Source organism: Nostoc sp. 'Lobaria pulmonaria (5183) cyanobiont' (genome assembly GCF_002949795.1).
GTDB lineage: Bacteria > Cyanobacteriota > Cyanobacteriia > Cyanobacteriales > Nostocaceae > Nostoc.
Genome location: NZ_CP026692.1, coordinates 5,528,190 through 5,549,124, shown reverse-complemented (window position 1 = coordinate 5,549,124; position 20,935 = coordinate 5,528,190). Strand labels below are relative to the sequence as shown.

General features: G+C 41.8%; 17 protein-coding genes. 12 read left to right on the top strand and 5 right to left on the bottom strand.

What is annotated here, in order from left to right; genetic code table 11:
* The first annotated feature begins 543 nt into the window (after positions 1 to 543).
* The 9 genes from nifB (at position 544) to NLP_RS24660 (ending at position 9,960) form a co-directional block, all read left to right on the top strand.
* Positions 544 to 1,995, top strand: a complete 1,452-nt coding sequence (gene nifB, locus NLP_RS24700; RefSeq protein WP_104908632.1) for a nitrogenase cofactor biosynthesis protein NifB — start codon at positions 544 to 546, stop codon at positions 1,993 to 1,995.
* Positions 1,996 to 2,117: 122 nt separating this feature from the next.
* Positions 2,118 to 2,474, top strand: a complete 357-nt coding sequence (locus NLP_RS24695; protein ID WP_104908631.1) for a 4Fe-4S binding protein — start codon at positions 2,118 to 2,120, stop codon at positions 2,472 to 2,474.
* A gap of 82 nt (positions 2,475 to 2,556) precedes the next feature.
* Entirely contained in the window at positions 2,557 to 3,765 is a 1,209-nt protein-coding gene (nifS, locus tag NLP_RS24690) for a cysteine desulfurase NifS (protein WP_104908630.1), read from the top strand.
* 130 nt (positions 3,766 to 3,895) lie between these two features.
* Entirely contained in the window at positions 3,896 to 4,795 is a 900-nt protein-coding gene (gene nifU, locus NLP_RS24685) for a Fe-S cluster assembly protein NifU (RefSeq protein ID WP_104908629.1), read from the top strand.
* 223 nt (positions 4,796 to 5,018) lie between these two features.
* Complete coding sequence (locus NLP_RS24680; protein ID WP_104908628.1) at positions 5,019 to 5,375, top strand: globin domain-containing protein; 357 nt, start codon at positions 5,019 to 5,021, stop codon at positions 5,373 to 5,375.
* A 342-nt stretch (positions 5,376 to 5,717) separates the two neighbouring features.
* Positions 5,718 to 6,611 carry a nitrogenase iron protein gene (gene nifH / locus NLP_RS24675; protein ID WP_104908627.1) on the top strand — a complete coding sequence of 298 codons (894 nt, stop codon included), beginning with the start codon at positions 5,718 to 5,720 and terminating at the stop codon, positions 6,609 to 6,611.
* 156 nt (positions 6,612 to 6,767) lie between these two features.
* On the top strand, positions 6,768 to 8,210 hold the full coding sequence (gene nifD / locus NLP_RS24670; RefSeq protein ID WP_104908626.1) for a nitrogenase molybdenum-iron protein alpha chain: 1,443 nt from the start codon (positions 6,768 to 6,770) through the stop codon (positions 8,208 to 8,210).
* A gap of 351 nt (positions 8,211 to 8,561) precedes the next feature.
* Positions 8,562 to 8,945: a hypothetical protein gene (locus NLP_RS24665; RefSeq protein WP_104908625.1), complete on the top strand. Its 384-nt coding sequence runs from the start codon at positions 8,562 to 8,564 to the stop codon at positions 8,943 to 8,945.
* A 241-nt stretch (positions 8,946 to 9,186) separates the two neighbouring features.
* Positions 9,187 to 9,960 carry a hypothetical protein gene (locus NLP_RS24660; protein WP_104908624.1) on the top strand — a complete coding sequence of 258 codons (774 nt, stop codon included), beginning with the start codon at positions 9,187 to 9,189 and terminating at the stop codon, positions 9,958 to 9,960.
* 420 nt (positions 9,961 to 10,380) lie between these two features.
* Here NLP_RS24660 and ppk2 read toward each other — a convergent pair whose 3' ends face one another.
* The 3 genes from ppk2 to NLP_RS24645 all read right to left on the bottom strand — a co-directional run bounded on the left by ppk2 (position 10,381) and on the right by NLP_RS24645 (position 13,865).
* Positions 10,381 to 11,304 carry a polyphosphate kinase 2 gene (gene ppk2 / locus NLP_RS24655; protein WP_104910023.1) on the bottom strand — a complete coding sequence of 308 codons (924 nt, stop codon included), beginning with the start codon at positions 11,302 to 11,304 and terminating at the stop codon, positions 10,381 to 10,383.
* Between the two features lie 59 nt (positions 11,305 to 11,363).
* Entirely contained in the window at positions 11,364 to 12,749 is a 1,386-nt protein-coding gene (locus tag NLP_RS24650; protein WP_104908623.1) for a DUF4041 domain-containing protein, read from the bottom strand.
* 537 nt (positions 12,750 to 13,286) lie between these two features.
* Entirely contained in the window at positions 13,287 to 13,865 is a 579-nt protein-coding gene (locus NLP_RS24645) for a hypothetical protein (RefSeq protein ID WP_104908622.1), read from the bottom strand.
* A gap of 325 nt (positions 13,866 to 14,190) precedes the next feature.
* Between NLP_RS24645 and NLP_RS24640 the strand changes: the two genes are divergently transcribed.
* A complete protein-coding gene (locus NLP_RS24640) occupies positions 14,191 to 14,844 on the top strand; it encodes a TraX family protein (RefSeq protein WP_104908621.1) in 654 nt (217 codons plus the stop codon).
* Here the strand turns inward: NLP_RS24640 and NLP_RS24635 are convergent.
* On the bottom strand, positions 14,819 to 15,886 hold the full coding sequence (locus tag NLP_RS24635; protein WP_104908620.1) for a DUF2891 domain-containing protein: 1,068 nt from the start codon (positions 15,884 to 15,886) through the stop codon (positions 14,819 to 14,821). The two genes, NLP_RS24640 and NLP_RS24635, sit on opposite strands and share 26 nt — an antisense overlap.
* Before the next feature lie 583 nt (positions 15,887 to 16,469).
* On the opposite strand from NLP_RS24635, the gene NLP_RS24630 reads away from it, so the two are divergent.
* Positions 16,470 to 17,429 (top strand): orange carotenoid protein N-terminal domain-containing protein, encoded by a 960-nt coding sequence (locus NLP_RS24630; RefSeq protein ID WP_104908619.1) that lies wholly within the window; start codon positions 16,470 to 16,472, stop codon positions 17,427 to 17,429.
* 500 nt (positions 17,430 to 17,929) lie between these two features.
* Here NLP_RS24630 and NLP_RS24625 read toward each other — a convergent pair whose 3' ends face one another.
* On the bottom strand, positions 17,930 to 18,286 hold the full coding sequence (locus NLP_RS24625; RefSeq protein WP_104908618.1) for an SH3 domain-containing protein: 357 nt from the start codon (positions 18,284 to 18,286) through the stop codon (positions 17,930 to 17,932).
* A 428-nt stretch (positions 18,287 to 18,714) separates the two neighbouring features.
* On the opposite strand from NLP_RS24625, the gene NLP_RS24620 reads away from it, so the two are divergent.
* A complete protein-coding gene (locus NLP_RS24620; protein WP_104908617.1) occupies positions 18,715 to 20,901 on the top strand; it encodes an ATP-binding protein in 2,187 nt (728 codons plus the stop codon).
* Positions 20,902 to 20,935: the final 34 nt, after the last annotated feature.

Genomic DNA, 20,935 nt, shown 5'->3' with positions numbered 1-20,935 from the left:
TCAAGTTATTGCTAGGATTGGGTTATAGCTGAGTACAAAGAAATCCTGAACCCCCATCTATAAACACTAGAACCCCAACCAAAAAATACTAGAACCCCTACCCGAAAAAAACTTTTTTAATTCTTGTAATGCTTGAATAATTAGGGTTTTTAGTATTTGAGTACAAAAGTAATAAATCCAATAAATTCTATCCTAGACAGACGCAACATCTGGCTGGGAGATGGCTGCTATAAATCTTATATCGCCAATCACCTAACGCTCTGAAACAAAACAAAGCGAAGAGTGAGTGGAGGGATGACATAGCACCATGCCTGAAGTGAATAGAAGTCGCGGCTGTAAGCACAAATTCTACCCAAGAACCGAACGTTGACACACACCAGCCGAACATCAGATATCTATCGCCTGCTTTACTTGAAAACAAGTTGCCCGAAGCCAAGGGTTTGCAGGCAGTGTGGAAGACGCGACTTCATTTCTGGGCATGAAAAAGTAGCAACAGCATCTCCCACAGTGGCAGCCAAGTCCACCGACCTTTTGCGAAACTCAATGACATCACCGTCTACACGACTCCTCAACTCCAACGCTACGGAATCGACAACCCAAGCAAAATCAGGTGGTTGCGGCTGCGACAGCACCAGCAGCGCCACCGTGGAAAGGGATGAAACGCTCGAAGAACGCATTGCGAAACATCCCTGCTACAGCGAAGACGCTCATCACCACTACGCTCGGATGCACGTTGCAGTTGCTCCAGCTTGCAACATTCAATGCAACTATTGCAACCGCAAATATGATTGCGCTAACGAAAGCCGTCCTGGAGTAGTTAGCGAGTTGCTAACACCAGAACAAGCAGCACACAAAGCTTTGGTCATTGGCGGCAAGATTCCTCAAATGACAGTTGTGGGAATTGCCGGTCCTGGCGACCCATTGGCGAACCCAGATAAGACTTTCCGCACATTTGAGTTGATTGCAGAGCAAGCACCAGATATCAAGCTGTGCTTATCAACCAATGGTTTAATGCTGCCCGACTACATCGATCGCATTAAAGAATTAAATATAGATCACGTGACGATCACCATTAACATGGTAGATCCAGAGATCGGTGCTAAGATTTATCCTTGGGTTCACTACAAGCGCAAGCGTTACAGAGGTCTTGAAGGCGCAAAAATTCTTCACGAAAGACAGATGGAAGGATTGCAAGCCCTGAAAGATGCTGATATCTTATGCAAAGTTAACTCCGTGATGATTCCCGGAATTAATGACCAGCACTTAGTCGAAGTGAATCGAGTCATTCGTGAAAAAGGTGCATTCTTGCACAACATCATGCCATTGATTTCTGCACCAGAACATGGCACACACTTCGGTTTAACCGGTCAACGCGGCCCCACACCCAAAGAACTCAAAGAAGTTCAAGACAACTGCTCTGGTAACATGAAAATGATGCGTCACTGTCGCCAGTGCCGTGCCGATGCAGTCGGATTATTGGGAGAAGACCGCAGCCAAGAATTTTCCAAAGAGAAATTCTTGGAAATGACTCCAGAATACGACATGGACAAACGCCAAGAAGTTCACGACGGTATTGAGAAGTTTAAAGAAGAACTTAAAGTTGCTAAAGACAAGGCGTTAGTCGGCAAGAAATTTGCCAACAATCCTAAAGTCCTTGTTGCAGTAGCAACCAAAGGCGGCGGATTGGTTAACCAGCACTTCGGTCATGCCAAAGAATTCCAAATTTACGAAGTGGATGGAAAGGAAGTTCTCTTTGTCGGTCATCGTAAAATTGACCAATACTGCCAAAGTGGATACGGCGAGGAAGCTTCTTTTGAGCATATTATGAAAGCGATCGCAGATTGCAAAGCAGTTTTAGTCTCCAAAATTGGTAACAGTCCTCAAGAAAAATTGCTTGAAGCTGGAATACAGTCTGTTGAAGCTTACGACGTGATTGAGAAGGTGGCTTTGGAGTTTTACGAGCAATACGTTAAGGAATTAGGGAATAAGGCATAGGGACTGGGGACTGGGGATTAGGGACTGGGAATTAACGAAGAATTTTCCCAATACCCAATACCCAGTACCCAATACCCAGTACCCAATCCCCACTCCCCTTGCCCTAAAAAGGAGAATAAATCATGGCTTACAAAATTCTTACTAGCCAGTGTATTTCCTGCAATCTCTGTCTATCTGTATGTCCCACAAATGCAGTTAAAGTGGTTGACGGACAGCACTGGATTGACGCTGAACTTTGTACAAACTGTGTTGGTAGCGTTCATACCATGCCTCAGTGTAAAGCTGGTTGTCCCACCTGTGACGGTTGCGTTAAGCAGCCTAGCGATTATTGGGAAGGCTGGTTTGCCGATTACAACCGCGTAGTTGCTAAATTAACAAATAAACAAGATTACTGGGAACGTTGGTTTAACTGCTATTCCCAGAAATACTCCGAACAGTTGCAAAAGCGTCAACCCCAATCAGTGGGAGCAGAAGTTTAACAAATAATTTGTAGTGACGCTGGTTCCGACGCTTCGCTATCGCTGCACTAACGTAATTCGTAATTTGTAATTGAAGACAACAATGCAAAATAACTGCATCTATCTCGATAATAATGCCACCACTAAGGTAGACTCAGAAGTTATAGAGGTAATGCTACCTTACCTGACGGACTATTACGGCAATCCCTCCAGTATGCATACCTTTGGTGGGCAAGTTGGTAAAGCACTGAGAACAGCAAGAGAACAACTTGCAGCCATCCTGGGAGCCGATCAGTCAGAAATCGTCTATACTAGTTGTGGAACTGAGGGAGATAACGCCGCGATTCGAGCCGCACTATTAGCGCACCCAGAAAAGCGACACATCGTTACCACCCAAGTCGAACACCCAGCAGTACTTAATGTCTGCAAACAATTAGAAACCCAAGGTTACAGTGTTACCTATCTTTCAGTAAATCATCAAGGGCAGCTGGATCTAGATGAACTAGAAGCTTCCTTGACGGGTAACACCGCCCTGGTGACAATTATGTATGCTAATAACGAAACCGGCACGATTTTCCCGATTGAGCAAATTGGGTTGCGGGTGAAAGAATATGGCGCTATCTTCCATGTAGATGCGGTGCAAGTAGTGGGAAAAATCCCCTTGAATATGAAGACTAGCACCGTGGATATGTTAACCGTGTCTGGTCATAAGCTGCACGGGCCGAAAGGAATTGGTGCTTTGTATATCCGGCGCGGGGTTCGGTTCCGTCCCTTCATACTTGGGGGACACCAAGAACGCGGACGTAGGGCGGGAACAGAGAATGTTCCGGGAATTATTGCCTTGGGCAAAGCTGCGGAACTTGAAATGTTACACTTAGAAGAAGCAAACAAAAGACAAACAAGGCTGCGCGATCGCCTCGAACAAGCTTTACTCACTACAATTCCCGATTGTGTAGTCAACGGTGACCCTACGCAGAGATTGCCCAACACCACCAATATCGGCTTCAAGTATATTGAAGGTGAAGCTATCTTACTATCGTTGAATAAATACGGTATCTGTGCCTCATCCGGTTCTGCTTGTACCTCTGGTTCACTCGAACCTTCCCACGTCCTTCGGGCAATGGGCTTACCCTACACAACTTTGCACGGTTCCATTCGCTTCAGCCTTTGTCGCTACACCACTGAAGCCGAAATCGATCAAGTGATAGAGGTAATGCCCAGTATTGTAGAACGTTTACGCGCCCTCTCACCCTTCAAAAATGATGATGCAGGTTGGCTGCAAGAACAAGAGCAAGCACTAGCTCATCGTTAGGGACTAGGAATTTTAGATTTTGGATTTGAGATTTTAGATTGAAATCCAATCCAAAATCCAAAATCTCAAATCCAAAATTGTCTGCCAATCCCCAAATCTAAAATCCAAAATCTAAAATCTAAAATTCATTATGTGGGACTACACCGATAAAGTATTAGAACTGTTTTACGATCCCAAAAATCAGGGAGCAATCGAAGAAACGAGCGAACCTGGGGTTAAGCTTGCAATGGGAGAAATCGGTAGCATTGCTTGCGGTGATGCTCTGAGACTACACCTGAAAGTGGAAGTAGAATCTGATAAGATTCTAGATGCTCGTTTTCAAACCTTTGGCTGTACTAGTGCGATCGCATCTTCTAGTGCATTAACCGAAATGGTCAAAGGTTTAACCTTAGATGAAGCCTTGAAAGTGTCCAACAGAGACATTGCAGATTACCTTGGTGGTTTACCAGAAGCAAAGATGCATTGCTCTGTCATGGGACAAGAAGCGCTAGAAGCCGCTATCTATAATTATCGTGGCATTCCTCTAGCTACCCACGATGATGATGATGAAGGCGCGTTAGTTTGCAGTTGCTTTGGGATCAGCGAGGCCAAAATTCGCCGCGTCGTTCTTGAAAATAATCTCACTGGTGCTGAAGAGGTAACAAATTATGTAAAAGCTGGTGGTGGATGCGGTTCCTGTTTGGCGAACATTGATGATATAATTAAATCAGTTCAACAGGAATACGCCTCAGCTGCTATCAACGATTACGGCGTAAAAGTTGCCACAGAAATTGTTACGTCTAAAGAGCGATCGCTAACTAACGTGCAAAAGATTGCTCTAATTCAAAAAGTTCTTGATGAAGAAATCAGACCCGTACTCATTGCAGACGGCGGAGATGTAGAACTCTATGATGTCGAAGGCGATCGCGTTAAAGTTGTCCTGCAAGGTGCTTGCGGTTCCTGTTCTAGTAGTACAGCAACCCTAAAAATTGCGATCGAAGCCAGATTACAAGATCGTGTCAGCAAGAACCTTGTAGTCGAAGCAGTTTAGGAATTGCTGTAGGACTTAACGTACTCTACAAATACGCCCTAATATGCATTCAGCCAGGAACAGAAAGTAGGATTTGAACCATATAATTGTCTCCACATCAATGCTTCAATCCTACTGACAACCGATAGCTAAATTAGCTATGACGGCTAACAGCATATAGTCAAAGAGATTAAGTGCCTACTTGCAATATTTCATCATCCAACTCGCTTCAAAGGAACAGAATATGAGCACATTGTACGACAAACTTGGCGGACAACCAGCTATTGAACAAATAGTAGATGAACTCCACAAACGTATTGCCACAGACAGCCTCCTCAATCCCATTTTTGCTGGTACAGATATGGTCAAGCAACGTAATCATCTAGTTGCATTCTTATCTCAGATTTTTGAGGGGCCAAAGCAATACGCAGGTCGTCCAATGGACAAAACACACGCCGGAATGAATTTACAGCAACAACACTTTGATGAGATCGCCAAGCTTTTGAGTGAATCAATGGCTGTGCGTGGAGAGTCGCCAGAAGATACCCAAGCTGCACTAGAGCGTGTCTCAAATTTCAAGGACGCTATTTTGAACAAGTAATAGGACTGATGCATTGATTGTTGACAAATAGCAACATCAAGTCCTATTTGGTCTTTCCAGTTAAAGCACATTATGACGTATTTGTAAATTGCGTAAGCTCTTAGTCATTAGTTATTTGACTAATGACTAAGGACAAAAGACAAAAAGAAAAGAAATTTAACCAAGAAATATATGTACTTGCTTTCGATCATTTTAGCTGTGGAGCGATCGCCCCCAGCAGGCATTTATGCCAACGCTACCAACGATGCTCTACACGCGCTCACTACTGTCGCTCAACTGGCGTGAACGCAACTGACAAACGCGCATACCCACCAACCAACCAATTGCAGGAAAACACGAACAATGACAGACGAAAAGATTAGACAGATAGCTTTCTACGGTAAGGGCGGTATCGGTAAATCTACCACTTCCCAAAACACCTTGGCAGCTATGGCAGAAATGGGTCAACGCATCCTCATCGTCGGTTGCGACCCTAAAGCTGACTCCACCCGTTTGATGCTGCACAGCAAAGCTCAAACCACCGTTCTTCACCTCGCTGCTGAACGTGGCGCAGTAGAAGATATCGAAATCGAAGAAGTGATGCTGAAGGGTTTCCGTGACGTTCTTTGCGTAGAGTCTGGTGGTCCAGAACCCGGTGTAGGTTGTGCGGGTCGTGGTATCATCACCGCCATCAACTTCTTAGAAGAAAACGGTGCTTACCAAAACTTAGACTTCGTATCTTACGACGTATTAGGTGACGTTGTGTGTGGTGGTTTCGCAATGCCTATCCGCGAAGGTAAGGCACAAGAAATCTACATCGTTACATCAGGTGAAATGATGGCGATGTACGCTGCTAACAACATTGCTCGTGGTGTTCTTAAGTATGCTCACACAGGTGGCGTGCGTTTGGGTGGTTTAATTTGTAACAGCCGTAACACTGACCGGGAAATCGACCTAATCGAAACCTTGGCAAAACGGTTGAACACCCAAATGATTCACTACGTACCCCGTGACAACATCGTTCAACACGCAGAATTGCGCCGGATGACTGTTAACGAGTACGCACCAGAAAGCAACCAAGCTAACGAATATCGGACATTGGCTACAAAGATCATCGACAACAAGAATCTAGCTATTCCTACACCCATCGAAATGGAAGAACTAGAAGAATTGTTGATTGAATTCGGTATTCTCGAAAGCGAAGAAAATGCTGCAATGCTAGTTGGTAAGAGTGCTGCTGAAGCTCCTGTAGTATAAATCGCTGCTAAGAAATAACGCTTTAGCACAAGGAAAAAGGAAAAAGGAAGAATCTCATATTTGACCTTTGACCTTTCCCTCTAATCTCCCCCCTAATCTTACAGGGGACTCCTAGTCCCCCTATGCCCCGATCCTTACAAATCACAGAGGCTAAGTATGACACCTCCAGAAAATCAAAACATCATTCAAGAAAGAAAAGAACTAATTAAAGAAGTTCTCAGTGCTTACCCAGAAAAAGCCGCTAAAAAGCGCGAAAAGCACTTAGGCGTATACGAAGAAGGTAAGTCCGATTGCGGCGTTAAGTCTAACGTTAAATCTCTTCCAGGTGTAATGACCGCTCGTGGTTGTGCTTACGCCGGTTCTAAAGGTGTGGTCTGGGGTCCTATTAAGGATATGATCCACATCAGCCATGGGCCTGTTGGTTGCGGTTATTATTCTTGGTCTGGTCGTCGTAACTACTACATCGGTACCACAGGTATTGACTCCTTTGGTACCATGAACTTCACCTCCGACTTCCAAGAACGAGATATCGTCTTTGGTGGAGACAAGAAACTTACCAAGCTCATCCAAGAACTTGATGTACTTTTCCCCCTCAACCGTGGTGTTTCCATCCAATCTGAATGTCCCATCGGTCTAATTGGGGATGACATCGAAGCTGTTGCCAGGAAGACATCGAAAGAAATTGGCAAGCCAGTTGTACCTGTGCGTTGCGAAGGCTTCCGGGGTGTTTCCCAATCTTTGGGACACCACATTGCTAACGACATGGTTCGTGACTGGGTATTCACCAAATCCGACCAAGCTAAGAAAGACGGTACACTCAAGTTTGAAGGTACTCCTTATGATGTAGCCGTCATTGGTGACTACAACATCGGTGGTGATGCTTGGGCTAGCCGCATCCTGTTAGAAGAAATCGGCTTGCGCGTAATCGCTCAGTGGTCAGGTGATGGTACCATCAACGAAATGTTGATGACCCCCAACGTGAAGATGAACCTCATCCACTGCTACCGGTCGATGAACTACATCAGCCGTCACATGGAAGAAGCTTACGGTATACCCTGGCTTGAATACAATTTCTTCGGCCCCACCAAGATTGCTGAATCTTTACGGGAAATCGCTTCTAAATTTGACGAAACAATCCAAGCAAACGCTGAGAAGGTCATCGCCAAGTATCAGCCCACAATGGATGCGGTTCTTGGAAAGTATCGCCCACGTTTGGAAGGTAAGACTGTCGCCATCATGGTTGGTGGTCTGCGTCCTCGCCACGTTGTCCCAGCTTTCCAAGACTTGGGCATGAAGATGATAGGTACTGGTTATGAGTTCGCTCATAATGATGACTACAAACGTACTGCTGGCTATATCGAAAACGGCACCATCGTTTATGACGACGTTACCGCTTACGAATTCGAGGAATTTATCAAAGCCCTCAAGCCCGACCTTGTAGCCTCTGGTGTGAAAGAGAAGTACGTCTTCCAGAAGATGGGTCTTCCTTTCCGTCAAATGCACTCTTGGGATTACTCCGAACCTAGCGATCGCTCCTCAACATCATATAATGCCAGGTTTTTTCGCGGCAAGATAAAAAAGAGCCTATTTCTAGCCTAAATCCAAGTTGCAGGGTTATCTAACAACAATCTTTTTTGATGCTTCAGATAGTATAACTCTTATGCAGTCTCGTTTTTAGATTTTGCTTGCATTTTGCTCAAAGAAAAACTGTTAAATTGAAAACTATTTTAATTAACGATTTTTTAGATTAAATGGCCGTTGCTTGCAGCAGAATTGTTAACTTGCTTGAGATGCAACCAATAAATCTGTTAAAACCGCGTAAGGTTAAAGAACTCTATATTGCCATATTTATCTCTCTGTGATAAAAATAACAATATTACACGTAAAGAGTAAGGTATAACCAAAACCAATACTCTTGTTCACCAATGATCTGAGACATTTACCCAAACTATGCTTTTAGACACTTTAGCAACCAAGGCTGTGGAGTATTTTGCACTGCAAGTTTCAGGTGGTGCTTTGCAAAAATTGGGGGCGGATGCAAAAGACTACCTTCAAAAGTTAGTGGATGTAATATACACTCACTTCGCTGGTAGACAAGAAATTCAGGAAGCTACACAAAATCCAGCAGCTTTGAAAGCAGTAATCATTAAAGAGGCTCCGAACAATGTTGCTTTTCGTGAAGAACTGGAAAGTGTAGTTAGCAAGCTGATTGAGATTGAGGAAAATCAAAATAGTGGAACTGTTAATCAGGTTTCTACTGGTTCTGGATCAAATATTAATGCTCCCCAAAATACAGGAAATATAGCGGGAGGAAATCAGTACTTTCGGGGCTGAAGAACTTCACTTACATTTATCTTCAAATTCTGAATCATTAGCAACAGAGCTTCCTAAACACTTAATATTAAAGTCATTTTGGAGGAGGCTCGGGAACTATATAATAACTTTATTATTCTTTTTTGTAGTATTTTTCGCATGGTTTTTTCTTGGACTCACTGCAAGCCATGCTTTTCCTATAAACCTTGTTCAATCTCTCACTAACTACCTATTTAGTGGGTTTAAGACATATAAATGGCAGTTGAATAAGGCAGTAGATCAGTCTCTTAACTCAATCTGGCAGGAAGTTAGAGCAAAACTTCATCATATTGCTGTTTCTGAGTCCGTAATCGCTACAGCAGATAAGAGAGAAGCTAATAAACTAAACAGACTTGACTCAGAGTATTGGCTACTCCTAAGAGCTATTGAGTTACTTACAATAGGCGTAAATAGCTATGACAGAGATTTAGTTGATTGGAAATTAAGTGAATTAGATGAACAAAAAGATTTTATTCTTAATAGGTTAGATCCTATTAAGAGAAAACATTATGGCTTGTTAAGTCAAATTCAATATACTTGGCATTCATGTTATGCAATTTTTACTTTTGAAGCAATTAGACGAGAAAAGAGTTTCAAAAAAATTGAGAAGATTTTAACAGATTTGCTCATTTATTATATAAATCAAGAATCTTCCAAGGAAAATATACAAGAAATGCTGGAAGTCTTGGACGAAAAAATTGCAAAAAATCCAAGGCTCAAAACTTTATACCAAACATCACGTTTACTCAATTGGGTTTACTCATATATTGGAAACTTGAGTACGAATATTAATGAAGACCCCATTTACGGAGATTATCCAGTGAGAGCTAAACGGGGAAGATATTGTTATCATCTACCTAATGGTTGCAGCCATTACCCTCGTGTAGAAAAACCTGAACATCAAAAAAAAATTTTATTTTTCAAAACTATTGAAGAAGCCAAAGCAAAAAATTTAGATTTATGTGGAAGTTGCAAGAGGATTATTAGGAGTGAATAAGCTGGTGCTAACTTTAAGAGTCGCACATCTCTAAAGCCCCAACTCAACAACACGCCACTGCATATTTAGAGATTTTGTGTGAGATGCACAAGAAGTAGAACGTTGTTGTGATCGCCTCGTAGCAGGGTGATGTGAAGCTGTTTTAGACTTAGAAATATGCTATACAGTTTATAATGACATGAGCTATTACGATATTATTACAATTGAGCCGGACAAGCAAGGTGGTAAGCCTTATATTCGACGGAAGCATCCACTTTTGGAGAAACATAATTATTTCGTGTCAAAAACCCACTAGATAGGTTGTCTAAAAAAGTCAATCTCCCAAAACCTGATGCTCCCGTATTCGACGGATGCGAATCACCGTGTACGATGTTCTAGGCTGGTTGGCTGTACTCCATAGTTTTGACTCAGGGATGTTACTTAATACACTTGAGGCACAAAAAACTGCTCATTGCGGGGAGCGCGAACATAATCCTCAGCCACTGGTCTAGACGGAAGCTCTAAGGGAGGAGGTGTCATATCTTCGTAAGGAACTTTGCTCAACAAATGATGAATGCAGTTGAGCCGCGCACGTCTTTTATTATCTGCTTCAATCGTAAACCAGGGGGCTTCTGGAATATTCGTGTAAGCAAACATGGTATCTTTTGCTTTGGAGTATTCTACCCAGCGATCGCGTGATTCCAAATCCATTGGGCTGAGTTTCCAGCGCCTTGCTGGATCGTGACTGCGAGAAAGAAAGCGTTCCTCTTGTTCTTCATCGCTGACGGAGAACCAGTACTTGATTAAAACAATGCCCGATCGCACCAGCATTCGTTCAAATTCCGGGCAAGATTGCATGAATTCTTGATATTCTGCTTCGCTACAAAAATCCATCACCCGTTCAACTCCGGCTCGGTTGTACCAACTGCGATCAAAGAGGACAATTTCACCTGCTGTCGGAAGATATTGCACGTAGCGCTGAAAATACCACTGAGTTTTCTCGCGATCGGAGGAAGTTCCCAAAGCGACTACACGACAACCACGAGGATTGAGTGGATCGGCAATCCGTTTAATTACTCCTCCTTTGCCGGCAGCATCCCGTCCTTCAAATATGACGACAACCCGATAGCCAACGTGCTTAATCCAGTATTGCATTTTGACTAATTCAATCTGGAGTTGCTTTAGTTCAGTTTCAAAAGTCTTTTTGGGAATTTTCTTGGCAAAAACTTCTGTGCTACCATCAAAAATCCGTTTTGATTTTTTAGATATTTTCTTGTCTTTTACTTTTACTAGTTTTTCTACTAAGTTTGTAGCGGTTTGAACTAGATCATTATTTTGTTGGTTTTCAACTTCATCAATTGACATCGCTGTTACCCTATGCGATTGAGTCGGCATAATTAGAGTTTATCTATCAAGTATATATTTTAATGCTGACTGAGTGTAACACGTTCTTGAGCTAGAGTCTTTCGGTAATCAACAGCCTCAGCAACTTTCGTAAAAGTTATCTCCGACCTACAGATTTTAAGTTCTGCGTCTGTTTCTCGTACAACTTTGACTATTTCTTCTAGCGAAACTCGGAAAAACTCTTTTCTGTTATTCTCTTTGTTCATTCTTCTAGCATGAAAATACCTGTGCAAACGAGATTCAAGCTCTGGAGCATTTTCACAAAAGATCATAGCGTGAACATCAAAAGGGAAAGGAACAGAAGCATCACCTAGCTCTTTAACTCGATCCATTGGTTCAAGCCTGCGTGTCATACCGATCTTATAAACATCTTCACCAAAGGAACCAATGTTTGAAATGATGTAGATGTGTCCAGATTTAGTCAGTTGAGCTTGAGAGATAGCCCTCTCCTTATTCGCTTCTGCTTCTGCAAGTCGCTTTTGCAACTCTTCGATTTGGCTAAAAAGTTTCTGCTGAGCCTTTCCTGTCACTGATTCTATATCTCTACGGGCTTTTTCCAGAGCCTCTTCATAACTGCGCTCTTCACGCTCAGCTTCCTGTTTAGCTTTCTCAAGGTCGCGTAATGCTTTTTCTTCTTCACGCATTTGTTCACGAATAGTACGCTGTTCTTCCTGTTCCTGATATTTTTTCTCTTGATATTCGTGGGTTAACCAAAGCTCTTCTAGTTTGATATCTAAGTACCGTGGTGCAACCTCACAGTGTGTAGTTTGAGATAGCTTATTCAAGTCCGCATAAGTTTTTCTAATGCGATTCTCCATTGTTTCGACGTTGTTGTACTTGACTTTTGCTACAGAGGCATCACATTCGCCATTGAAAGCGCGAAGAACCAATTTGAGAAAATTATTAGTCATTTTTTTGCCTTCTCTCACACTACCGCCAACCGACCATTCCGTATGACAGACAGCAGCTTGCTTATCCTTAATCATCTGTTTCTGCTGAGCACGAATCTTGTCCAAGCGTTGCTTATATTCTTCAGCTTCTTGAAAATCATACTTGGATTCGTGAAACCCGAAGGCTTCAAAAATTTCTTGCTCTTCAAGTCCTTGAAGTTGTGTCCTAAGCCCTGAAATTTTAACAGATAGTTCTCGCTCTTCCGTCTCTGCCTGTTTGTCAAGTTGTTTAATTCGATCTGTCAGGACAGTGATTTGCGTGTCTAGTTGCCTAGCAGTATCTTCTCTGGATATGAGTCCTCCATATTTCCGATCTGCTTCTTGTAATCGCTTGTCTGTTTCCTTTAATCTCTGCTCCGCTACTGCATAATCGTTTTTGCGTTGCTGTAGCTGTTTAGTTACCAAAGCAAGTGCAGTGGCTAATCCTATGGACACGAAAAATAATAAATATGTCATTTAGTTTCTTATAGATTTTTGTAGGCATATCTATTTAAGGTTTCAGCTAACCGGAAACAAGCAATTTTTACAGATTGGGTTAGACGCGATCGCAAACACTTTTTTACAATTAAAGTCATCAATATGCGATCTAACCCAACTCTCAATCTTTAATAACCAAATCACTGCGGATTCATCCGAATCAAGTCTGTTAAAATACTACCCAAGCTACCGTTAACTTGAATGCGATCGATCTTCTCTGCAATCCGCTCTAATACTTCCAGTTCCTTTAAACAAAGGCTAAAAGATTAGTTTTAGTAAATTGTTTTATTATATACTACAAAGAATTTATTTACTCTGCCAGTGCAGGTTTTTACAGTTCCGGTGCGGGCAAAAGCTTCTCCAAAGCTGGATTAAGATTGCTGTTACTTTTGCCAAACTGCTCAATGGCAATCTAAAAAAAGAGAACCGCGCTCAAATATGCCGTTCGCTTTGCCAATCCAGAATAGTGTTTTCATTGATATTTGCCAAGGGAGCTTGAGCAATTATTCTTGGGCTTCAGTCTGGAAAAGCTAAACCAGTCATGGGGTCACGAATATACAACCCTAATGTGAGACTACGCATTGCTTCATCCCAAACGGGTATTAGTTGTTCTGCTTGATCTGCCCAATAATCGAATGTAATTAAGCATTGAACATTCGACCCCAAACCAATGCAAGTCCGCGAAAAAGCTTCCCGTGGTTCTTCTTGAGTGTCAATGAACTTCATCTCTGTCCAGACAATTCTGGCGGTTTGACGCTTGACGATAATAATTTCTCCCTTGGCAATGATGTTGCGGCTGTCGTCTTCCAGGACTTTCTTCAAGGTGGATTTTAGCGGAAACTGGCTCCAGTCGTTGGGTGGCAGGCGATTAAAAGATACTTCCAGACAGCAATCATCGTTGGGCGGTTTTTTATCCATGAACTTGAAGGATTTCTCTTGTGGCTCAAAAACCCAATTCTGGGGAACATTGAAACGAACAGCACCTCTATCTGCGACAAAAATTTTGTAGCCTGATGGAGATTCCCAACGATGATCGGGTTTTAGTTCAAGTGTTTCTTTAATCCACTGAAGATTGCTTTTTTTACGCTTTGCCATAGTGTTTCTGCATTTTCTGCTGAAGAGGGCGTCACCGATAGCGTAGCCTAAAGCCTTCTCTTCTCTACGAGAGGCTGCGCAAACGAGACGCTGCGCGAATGGCATTGCTTCTCTTCTCTACGAGAGGCTGCGCCAACGAGACGCTACGCGTAGCTTGCTTCTCCGTAGGAGTATGCTTAGAGCGACGCAGGAGGGTCATAGCCCATCGTAGACATTGCCCTTTTTATTAATGTTATCAAATTGCTAGTATTTTGAATAACTCTTATATTAAATAAATAAAATTTTCGGGATTCTATATCAAGGAATCCAAGGTAATTGTAACGTTGTGATTAAAGTTTCAGCTTTTAGCATTAAAATCTTAGCAGCAGTATTCATGGTTATGGATCATCTGTGCTATTTGCTAATGCCAGAGTTGGTAATCTTGCACTTATTGGGGCGATTGAGCTTTCCCCTCTTTGCATGGCTTCTGGCTGAAGGCGAAAAACATACCCATAATGTACACCGCTATGGGGGGAGACTATTAATTACAGCAATAATATCTCAGCCAATCTATACTATTGTCTTCCAGAGCTTATCACTTAATATTCTGTTCACGCTTATTCTTGGACTTGTGATGTTGCGCTTAGTAAAGCGTTACCCACAATTATGGCAGCAATTAATAATTATCGGCTTGTGTGCAGTAGTTGCCGAGGGCTTGGGCGTTGAATATGGAACTTATGGGATTGGAGTAATTTTCTTGATGTCCCTAATAGACAAACTCAAACCCAAAGTATGGTTGCTCTACTGGTGCATTTTTCACTTTTTTATTTTAATAATCCTATCCATGCTTAATATATTTCAAGGTTGGGCAATTCTTGCAGTATTCATTGTTTTTCAATTTAATGGTAAACAAGGTTCACAAGCTAGATGGTTCTATGTATTTTACCCGGCTCATTTAATAATTTTAGGTATAATCAATTATTTAATCCAGTCCAGGTAGGATTTCTATATCTATCTAATCCACGTGCGGTTACAAGATAAACTACAAACGTTCCCAACCAATGACTACTAGAATAATGGTCAATTGCAACATCTACCAACCCACACTGGCGATGTAAAACAGTAACAGAACGCAGGGTATCGAGTCGAGAATCGTTATCGGGTAATCGAGAGATTATTCCCTCAAGCATCCAAGCTCGACTGAGATTTAGACCTCGAAAATGAGATTGTAAATAGTCGTTGGGTTTAGTTGTTTGTACAGGTTGCAACCAGTTTACTGCATCTTCTGTGAGTAAATGTGGAAGAAAATCGGTAAGCCAATTTGCAAAATCTGTTGGTGAAAGAATGCGTCGCATTAAATCCGCTTCTGCAAGACAGGGAGAGACAAAATCATAACCCAATGGTTCAAAATGCAATGGATAGTTGCGATCGCTCCGATAAAATTTTTGGGCTTTGTCTTCGATCAGATCGGCAAAGTCTTTATTCTTCCTAATTTGCGCCCAATCGAGTGCTAAACCAAGTGGAAACGCGGTTTGAAAGTGTGCTCCAGTGCGATTGGGAAGTTCGAGTTTTTCAAGCCAGTCATAAAAGTTGTTGGCAACTAAGGTTTCTAACGGTTCTAACGCCGCTAGCCATTCTTTACCTTGAGAATCATCCCATTCATGCAATTCCGTAGCGAGTTGCAACAGCCATGAAAACCCATAAGGACATTCAAAGAAGGGACATCGATTAAAATGGGTAATTTCTCCTTGAATTTTCTCTGGAGTCAGGGTTTGGGTTAGTGCTTCCCTTGCTGCCGGCTGAAATTCAGCATCAGGAAAATAACGAGCTAGCCTTGCAAGTAACCAATGCCCATGTACGGCAGAATGCCAATCCAAACAACCATAAAATGCTGGCATTAATTCGCGTGGCGGCTTAATGTCCTCATCGCTTTCAAACCAGAAAATATTGTTGTGCGGATACTCTTGGTTGACGCAGTTGAGCACTAATTGAACAAACTTGGCTGCGATCGCTACGTCAATCTCTATTGCTTGGAGTTGCATGGTTTCTCAGCAGTAGTCTTGCAATTGTCTTTTTAGCATTATAGAGAAAATATCCTAAAGCACAACTGGGGTGGGGTACAATAATTTTTCAATTGCGATCGCTCAAGCAATAGCCTCCGGTGGAATAGAAATCTGCCAGAAATCCTGCATCCCTCGACATGCCTCACTATCTGAAATCCTATCGGCCAGTTTTAAACAAAGTTGAGTAATTAACCAATTGTATTTTTATTGCTAAAAAAGTCTAAAATGCAGATGTATCTATATAGATAGATACTATATAGCTACATATCTTTCTTTAGGAAGATATGTTTTTCAAAAAACACTTTTATGAAATTATCAACTTGAAAAACAAATAGTGGATATACATTTCATTCAATGATATTAATCAGATAAATCTTATAAATCTTAGTCTTTTGTTAACCTTTACCAGTTATGATGCCAGAGTAGTGAATGATAATAATTCGGATTTAAATATCTAGGGATAATTGTGTCATCCAGGAAAAAGCCCCTAGATTTATCCCCGAAGCTGCAAAATTGTAGCCAAAACCAACTACTGAATAGCTAAATCTTTAAGGTAATAAGCATGAGTTATACTATCGATTCCGCACGTAATATTTTCTCTAGCACTCAAGTGGCAGATGCTGTTCCAGCTACTACAGCAATGTTTGCTGAACTGAACATTGAGGATCAACTGGCATTTCTCTGGTATGCCTACGCTGAAATAGGTCGTACAATTACTCCAGCTGCTCCCGGAAAAGCAAATCTCCAATTAATGGAAGGTATATTCAACCAAATTAAGCAGATGTCTCATGAAGAACAAACGCAATTAATGACAGATTTAGCGAGTAATGCTGATACTCCTATTAGCCGTTCTTATGCATATTTTGGTGTCAACGCCAAGCTAGGATTCTGGTGGCAGTTAGGAGAGTGGATGAAAGAGGGTATTGTCGCTCCTATGCCAGTTGGCTATCAAATGTCAACTCAAGTTAAAGCATTGCTACAAGCTGTTCAGAGAATCGATCAGAGTCAGCAAATTACTGTACTACGCAATACTGTAGTAAATATGGGCTTCGATCCATCCCTAGCTGATAACAAACAGGCAGAAGTCATAAACTTTAAGTTCCCACGTACATCCCTAACTCCCCAATTTACTATTGAAGGAGTTACAGAACCGACAGTGGTGAAATACATTGAAGCCATGAATGCAGATAACTTTGAAGCTGCTGTTGCTTTATTTGCTAATAATGGTGCGCTGCAACCACCCTTCCAAAAACCAATTGTTGGTCGAGAAGCGATCACTTCCTACCTACGAGATGAGGGACAAGGGTTAGTAATGAAGCCAACCAAAGGCGTTTCGGAAACTATAGAAGATGGTTATACACAGCATAAAATTACTGGTACGGTCGAAACTCCTTGGTTTGGAGGTAATGTTGGGATGAACATTGCTTGGCGATTTTTACTCGATCCTCAAGGTCAAATTTACTTTGTGGGTATTGACTTACTTGCTTCTCCCAAAGAACTGCTTAACCTAACTCGCAAGTAAAATTTCTTTGCTCTGTTAAGACAAAAGCAATTGCGCTTATCTTAGATGATGTTTTAAAATGTTTTTTTGCTCTTATAGTTAGCAAAGCATTGCATCTTAGTAGATAGCTAAAACCTGAATTTGGCGTTGTACTTAACCTAGTGCATAACTGCAAAATTATCACTTTAGGGACTTTTAAAACATCGTCTAAGCGCCATGACGATCGTTAAATCAAATCTCAATCGAAGCTCGGTTCACCTAGAACCGAGCTTTAGTTAAATGTAGGCAAACTGAGTAAGCAATGTCTGAATATACTCTCGATACTTAGCTATTTTATCAATTGCACAATCACCTCATTCATTGGGTCGTAGATAACTAACAAAACTTGATATATTTGTTTGTACTGCTGTCTGCGTGAACTTAAGCCGCTTATCCAAAATTGTCACAAACTCGCATCAATCGGTAGGTCTAAGTTTGTAACGATCATGTCAATTCTAACCCCAAAGCTTCAAGTTGCTCATTTAAATCCCTTTATCTGCGGGGTGATAAGCATTAGGCGCACCATCAGCATTAATGCTCATACCTGCTTTATAGAAAAATGCAGATTCTCCATTTGCCTGGAAAATCTGCATTTCAGCAATTTTAAGAACAGTCTTGATAGAAAATTTTGTGACTGGACTCAGGAATTTTTGAGCTACAAAACCTTCTAAAGTTTTTCCTTCAAGAATAGTTGCAACCTTCCACCACTTGTGATTATCTGAATGTTTAATTTTAGATACAATATATCCTTTTGGAAGAGATGCTATTAGATTAACTTCGTCAACAATCGGTGCTGAACGTATATTCAAACTATCTGAGATTACTTGAAATGGCTGCATAAATTACTCCAAATTTAAAAGTTGAACTCATGAAAATACATTAAAAAAAACCAAATTTTGTGCTGATGGTATTGCTAATATCTAGAACATCTCAAACTCTGATTTTTTGATGTCGCGCCAGCTGCTACAACGGGGAGTCAGTCAGTTGGGCGGGCAATACCTAATTTCCCTGCAAGGAAGCAAGGCAATACAAAAGAACGAACCCTCGCAATCCACGCCACATCTAGATATCACTTACCAAATCGCTGGATTTAGATCCCCGACTTCTTCAAGAAGTTGCGAATCTGGGCAGCAATTTTTGCTTAAAAAGTAGCATTCCACCTTACAGCCGCCTTTGACTTGAAAAAAAATTTAAACAAAGGTGAGTATGCGAACATCTTGGGAACTATAGAAGCAAATCCAATTAACACAACTTTCAGCTTCCAGTAATGAAGACTCACTATCTCAGCAAAGCTAAGGCGTTGCCATTACAGATTGTTCTTATTGTTCCCTTCGTGATTCAAATTTTTGCAGCCGTCAGTTTAGTGGGTTATTTGTCCTTTAAAAATGGACAAAGAGCAGTTAACGACCTGGCAGGGCAGTTGATGGATCGCAGCAGCGATGTAGTAGATGAACACCTGAAGTCTCATCTTTCCATTCCGCAAACGCTTAATCAGATCAACGCAGATGCCATCCACCGGGGAATTTTAAATGTACGCGATCGCCAAACCCTTGGCAAATATTTCTGGGATCAGATGCAGGCGTATGACCTGACTTATATTGGTATCGGACTAACGACAGGTGAGGGGCTGGGAGCAGCTCGTTATGATGGCAAGACAATTACTATTGATGATTGGACTGCCAAGCTTCCCAATAATATTTCCACTTATGCCACAGATAATCAAGGTAATCGAACTCAGGTAAATGCTAAGTGGACTTGGAACAATTTCAGTGAGTCTTGGTATACCCAACCTATGGCTGCTGGTAAACCAATTTGGGCAAAGATTTATACTGCAAATTTTCCAACGGGGCCTTACATCACCGCCTCTGCCAGTCGTCCGATCTATGATTCGCAAAATCGCTTATTAGGAATGATTGCAACAGACATTCACCTACTAAAACTCAGCGATTTTTTACGCAGTTTGGATATTAGTAAGTCTGGGCGGGTGTTCCTTCTGGAGCGGGATGGCACATTAATTGCCAGTTCCGGTACAGAGAAGCCTTTTGTCCTGGTCAATCAAAAGATCCGGCGATTGCAGGCGATCAACAGTTCTGACCCAATAATACAGAACATTGCCAGACACTTGCAAACCTCTGGGTTTGGATCTATCACCCAAGACACAGATTTTCAACTTGAGGTGCAAGGAAAACGGCATTTTGTCAATGTTATACCTTGGCGTGACAAGTATGGCTTGGATTGGCTGGTGGTAATGAGTGTGCCAGAAAACACATTCATGGCGCAAATTAATGCTAATACCCAAACCACGATCGCGCTTTGTTTGGGCGCATTAGTCGTTGCCTCAGTGATGGGCGTGTTTACTTCCCATTGGATTGTACGCCCGATTCTACGCCTAAATTGGGCAAGTGAGGCAATGGCATCCGGCAATCTAAATCAGACAGTAAAAATTAGCGGCATTCGAGAACTTAATACTCTGTCTAACTCTTTCAACTATATGGCAGGACAACTGCATGAATCGTTTACGGCTTTAGAGAAAAGCAAGGAAGAACTAGAAGAGCGAGTAGAAGAACGTACCACTGAACTTAAAAATACATTAGAGGAATTGCGGCGCACTCAATCTCAAGTTATTCAAAGTGAAAAAATGTCTAGTTTGGGACAACTAGTTGCTGGAGTTGCACACGAAATTAATAATCCAGTCAACTTTATTCATGGCAACCTCGATCATATCCAAGAATATACCCAGAATTTATTAGAATTTGTGCAATTGTATCAGCAGCATAATCCTAACCCTATTCCAGAAATTGAAATTGCTGCCGAAGATATGGATTTAGAGTTTTTGCAGTCAGATTTACCAAAATTATTGTCTTCTATGAAAGTGGGTACCGATCGCATTCGCCAAATTGTATTGTCGCTGCGGAATTTCTCCCGCATCGATGAAGCAGAATTCAAAAACGTTGATATTCATGAGGGCATTGACAGTACCTTGATGATTTTGCAGCACCGCCTCAAAGCTAAACCAGAACAACCCGAAATTGAGGTGATTAAAGACTACGGCACTGTACCCCCAGTAGAATGCTATGCCGGACAACTTAATCAGGTATTTATGAATATTTTAGTAAATGCTATTGATGCGTTAGAAGAAAATAATACCAAGCGTACCTATCAGGAAATCAAGGACAATCCCAGTCAAATTAAGATTCGGACATCCGTAGTTAATTCAATGTGGTTAGAAGTGGCGATCGCTGATAACGGAGTTGGTATTTCCAAAGAATTTCAGCAACGAATATTCGATCCCTTTTTCACCACAAAACCCATTGGCAAAGGAACCGGAATGGGTATGTCCATCAGCTACCAAATCATCACAGAAAAACATGGCGGTAAACTGGAATGCTTCTCAACTCCTGGAAAAGGAACCGAGTTTATCATTCAGATTCCTCTGCGGGTAAGGAATGATTGAATTATGAATTATGGCTGAGGCTGTGATGGGCGGA

What these genes read in the sequence shown, in the direction of transcription:
- nifB (WP_104908632.1), top strand. Translation starts at nt 544, where the DNA reads ATGACATCACCGTCTACACGACTCCTCAACTCCAACGCTACGGAATCG.
- NLP_RS24695 (WP_104908631.1), top strand. Translation starts at nt 2,118, where the DNA reads ATGGCTTACAAAATTCTTACTAGCCAGTGTATTTCCTGCAATCTCTGT.
- nifS (WP_104908630.1), top strand. Translation starts at nt 2,557, where the DNA reads ATGCAAAATAACTGCATCTATCTCGATAATAATGCCACCACTAAGGTA.
- nifU (WP_104908629.1), top strand. Translation starts at nt 3,896, where the DNA reads ATGTGGGACTACACCGATAAAGTATTAGAACTGTTTTACGATCCCAAA.
- NLP_RS24680 (WP_104908628.1), top strand. Translation starts at nt 5,019, where the DNA reads ATGAGCACATTGTACGACAAACTTGGCGGACAACCAGCTATTGAACAA.
- nifH (WP_104908627.1), top strand. Translation starts at nt 5,718, where the DNA reads ATGACAGACGAAAAGATTAGACAGATAGCTTTCTACGGTAAGGGCGGT.
- nifD (WP_104908626.1), top strand. Translation starts at nt 6,768, where the DNA reads ATGACACCTCCAGAAAATCAAAACATCATTCAAGAAAGAAAAGAACTA.
- NLP_RS24665 (WP_104908625.1), top strand. Translation starts at nt 8,562, where the DNA reads ATGCTTTTAGACACTTTAGCAACCAAGGCTGTGGAGTATTTTGCACTG.
- ppk2 (WP_104910023.1), bottom strand. Translation starts at nt 11,304, where the DNA reads ATGTCAATTGATGAAGTTGAAAACCAACAAAATAATGATCTAGTTCAA.
- NLP_RS24650 (WP_104908623.1), bottom strand. Translation starts at nt 12,749, where the DNA reads ATGACATATTTATTATTTTTCGTGTCCATAGGATTAGCCACTGCACTT.
- NLP_RS24645 (WP_104908622.1), bottom strand. Translation starts at nt 13,865, where the DNA reads ATGGCAAAGCGTAAAAAAAGCAATCTTCAGTGGATTAAAGAAACACTT.
- NLP_RS24635 (WP_104908620.1), bottom strand. Translation starts at nt 15,886, where the DNA reads ATGCAACTCCAAGCAATAGAGATTGACGTAGCGATCGCAGCCAAGTTT.
- NLP_RS24630 (WP_104908619.1), top strand. Translation starts at nt 16,470, where the DNA reads ATGAGTTATACTATCGATTCCGCACGTAATATTTTCTCTAGCACTCAA.
- NLP_RS24625 (WP_104908618.1), bottom strand. Translation starts at nt 18,286, where the DNA reads ATGCAGCCATTTCAAGTAATCTCAGATAGTTTGAATATACGTTCAGCA.
- NLP_RS24620 (WP_104908617.1), top strand. Translation starts at nt 18,715, where the DNA reads ATGAAGACTCACTATCTCAGCAAAGCTAAGGCGTTGCCATTACAGATT.